Genomic DNA, 3,097 nt, shown 5'->3' with positions numbered 1-3,097 from the left:
GCTTGTGATCATTGACAGACGAATAGGTGAAGAGAAGAGAGTTAAGATGTTAAGGGCATACGGTGGATGCCTTGGCGTCAGGAGGCGATGAAGGACGTGGAAGGCTGCGATAAGCCTCGGGGAGCCGTCAAGCAGGCTTTGATCCGGGGATTTCCGAATGGGGCAACCCGGCTAGAGTAATGTCTAGTCATCCAATTGCTGAATACATAGGCTTTTGGAAGCGAACTCGGGGAAGTGAAACATCTCAGTACCCGAAGGAAGAGAAATCAAGAGAGATTCCGATAGTAGCGGCGAGCGAACTTGGAAAAGCCTAAACCGTGTGGCTTCGGCCATGCGGGGTTGTAGGGCCCTAATAATCGATCCATTATTAGATAGCAGAACGTACTGGAAAGTGCGGCCATAGCGAGTGAGAGCCTCGTATGCGAAATCGAAAGTGGCGAGTAGGGTACCTGAGTAGGGCGGGACACGAGAAATCCCGTTTGAATCTGGGAGGACCATCTTCCAAGGCTAAATACTCCCTGACGACCGATAGTGTACCAGTACCGTGAGGGAAAGGTGAAAAGAACCCCTGTTAGGGGAGTGCAATAGAACCTGAAACCGTATGCCTACAAGCAGTGGGAGCACCTTCGTGGTGTGACCGCGTGCCTTTTGCATAATGGGCCAGCGAGTTAATCTGTAGTGCGAGGTTAAGCCGATGAGGTGTAGCCGTAGCGAAAGCGAGTCTTAAATGGGCGATTAGTACTGCGGATTAGACCCGAAGCCGGGTGATCTATCCATGAGCAGGTTGAAGCTTGGGTAAAGCCAAGTGGAGGACCGAACCGTTGTAAGTTGAAAATTACTCGGATGACTTGTGGATAGGGGTGAAAGGCCAATCAAACTCGGTGATAGCTGGTTCTCTCCGAAATATATTGAGGTATAGCCTCAGGAGTTTACTTGCGGAGGTAGAGCACTGACAGGGCTAGGGGGCTTACCCGCTTACCAAACCCTTTCAAACTCCGAATGCCGTAAGTTAAGATCCTGGGAGTCAGACCGCGGGTGATAAGGTTCGTGGTCGAGAGGGAAAGAGCCCAGACCGACAGCTAAGGCCCCCAAATCCATACTAAGTGGGAAAGGAGGTGAAGTCGCTTAGACAGCCAGGAGGTTGGCTTAGAAGCAGCCACCCTTAAAAGAAAGCGTAATAGCTCACTGGTCTAGCGACTTTGCGCCGAAAATGTAACGGGGCTAAGTATGGTGCCGAAGCTTCGGAATCAGGTTTACCTGGTTGGTAGGAGAGCGTTCCCATCTGGGATGAAGGTAGATTGGAAAGTCTGCTGGACTGATGGGAAGTGAATATGCTGGCATGAGTAACGATAAAACAGGTGAAAAACCTGTTCGCCGTAAACCCAAGGTTTCCTGGGTAAAGTTAATCTTCCCAGGGTTAGTCGGCCCCTAAGGCGAGGCTGAAAAGCGTAGTTGATGGGAAACGGGTTAATATTCCCGTACCTACATATGTTCGTTTGAACGATGGGGGGACGCAGGAAGGTAGGTCATCCGGGTGTTGGATATCCCGGTGCAAGCTGGTAGGGATGAGACATAGGCAAATCCGTGTCTCTTTATCCCGAGAAGTGATGCCGTGTCGTAAGACAGAAGTGATTGAGCCTCTACTGCCGAGAAAAGCCTCTAAGTGAGAAGATATGCAGACCGTACTGTAAACCGACACAGGTGGGTGGGGTGAGTAACCCAAGGCGTTTGAGAGAACTCTGGTTAAGGAACTCGGCAAAATTACCCCGTAACTTCGGGAGAAGGGGTGCCATTTGGGGTGAGCGTATTTACTTCGCAAGCTCCGAGTGGTCGCAGAGAAATGGCGGTGGCGACTGTTTACTAAAAACATAGGACTCTGCTAAGTCGTAAGACGACGTATAGGGTCTGACGCCTGCCCGGTGCTGGAAGGTTAAGAGGAGATGTCAGCGCAAGCGAAGCATTGAATTGAAGCCCCAGTAAACGGCGGCCGTAACTATAACGGTCCTAAGGTAGCGAAATTCCTTGTCGGGTAAGTTCCGACCTGCACGAATGGCGTAACGATCTCCGCACTGTCTCGACCAGAGACTCAGTGAAATTGAATTGGCGGTGAAGATGCCGTCTCCCCGCAGAAAGACGGAAAGACCCTGTGCACCTTTACTATAGCTTGACATTGGATCTTGAACTATCATGTGTAGGATAGGTGGGAGACTGTGAAGCGGGTACGCTAGTATCTGTGGAGTCAACCTTGAAATACCACCCTTGTTAGTTTAGGATTCTAATCCCTCGCCGTTATCCGGCAGGGAGACAGTGTCTGGTGGGTAGTTTGACTGGGGCGGTCGCCTCCCAAAGAGTAACGGAGGCGCGCAATGGTTCCCTCAGGCTGATTGGAAACCAGCCGTTGAGTGCAAACGCATAAGGGAGCTTGACTGCGAGACAGACATGTCGAGCAGGTACGAAAGTAGGTGTTAGTGATCCGGTGGTCCCGCATGGAAGGGCCATCGCTCATCGGATAAAAGGTACGCCGGGGATAACAGGCTGATCGCATCCAAGAGTTCACATCGACGATGCGGTTTGGCACCTCGATGTCGGCTCATCACATCCTGGGGCTGGAGCAGGTCCCAAGGGTACGGCTGTTCGCCGTTTAAAGTGGTACGCGAGCTGGGTTTAAAACGTCGTGAGACAGTTTGGTCCCTATCTTCTGTGGGCGTAGGAGAATTGAGTGGGTCTGTTCCTAGTACGAGAGGACCGGAATGGACGATTCCCTAGTGGACCTGTTGTCACGCCAGTGGCATAGCAGGGTAGCTATAATCGGAATGGATAACCGCTGAAAGCATCTAAGCGGGAAACCAGCCACAAGATAAGTTCTCCCTTGTCGCAAGACACTGAAGATCCCAGGCAGACCACCTGGTAGATAGGCCGGAAGTGTAAGCGCAGTAATGTGTTCAGCTGACCGGTACTAATAGATCGTGAGTCTTAACTCTCTCTCTTCACCTGTTTCTCTTATATATTTCGTCCTGGTGACCACGGCGGAGGGGAACCACCCGATTCCATTCCGAACTCGGAAGTTAAGACCTCCAGCGCCGATGATACTGCAAGT

2 rRNA genes are annotated in these 3,097 nt (G+C 51.4%); both read left to right on the top strand.

The window, feature by feature from the left end:
- The first annotated feature begins 39 nt into the window (after positions 1-39).
- Positions 40-2,981 (top strand): 23S ribosomal RNA (locus BMZ40_RS18950).
- A 32-nt stretch (positions 2,982-3,013) separates the two neighbouring features.
- Positions 3,014-3,097, top strand: a 5S ribosomal RNA gene (gene rrf, locus BMZ40_RS18945); the annotation flags it as partial.

The sequence above is a fragment of the Desulfomicrobium apsheronum genome, assembly GCF_900114115.1.
Taxonomy (GTDB): Bacteria; Desulfobacterota; Desulfovibrionia; order Desulfovibrionales; family Desulfomicrobiaceae; genus Desulfomicrobium; species Desulfomicrobium apsheronum.
This window is presented reverse-complemented; position numbering and strand designations above follow the sequence as displayed.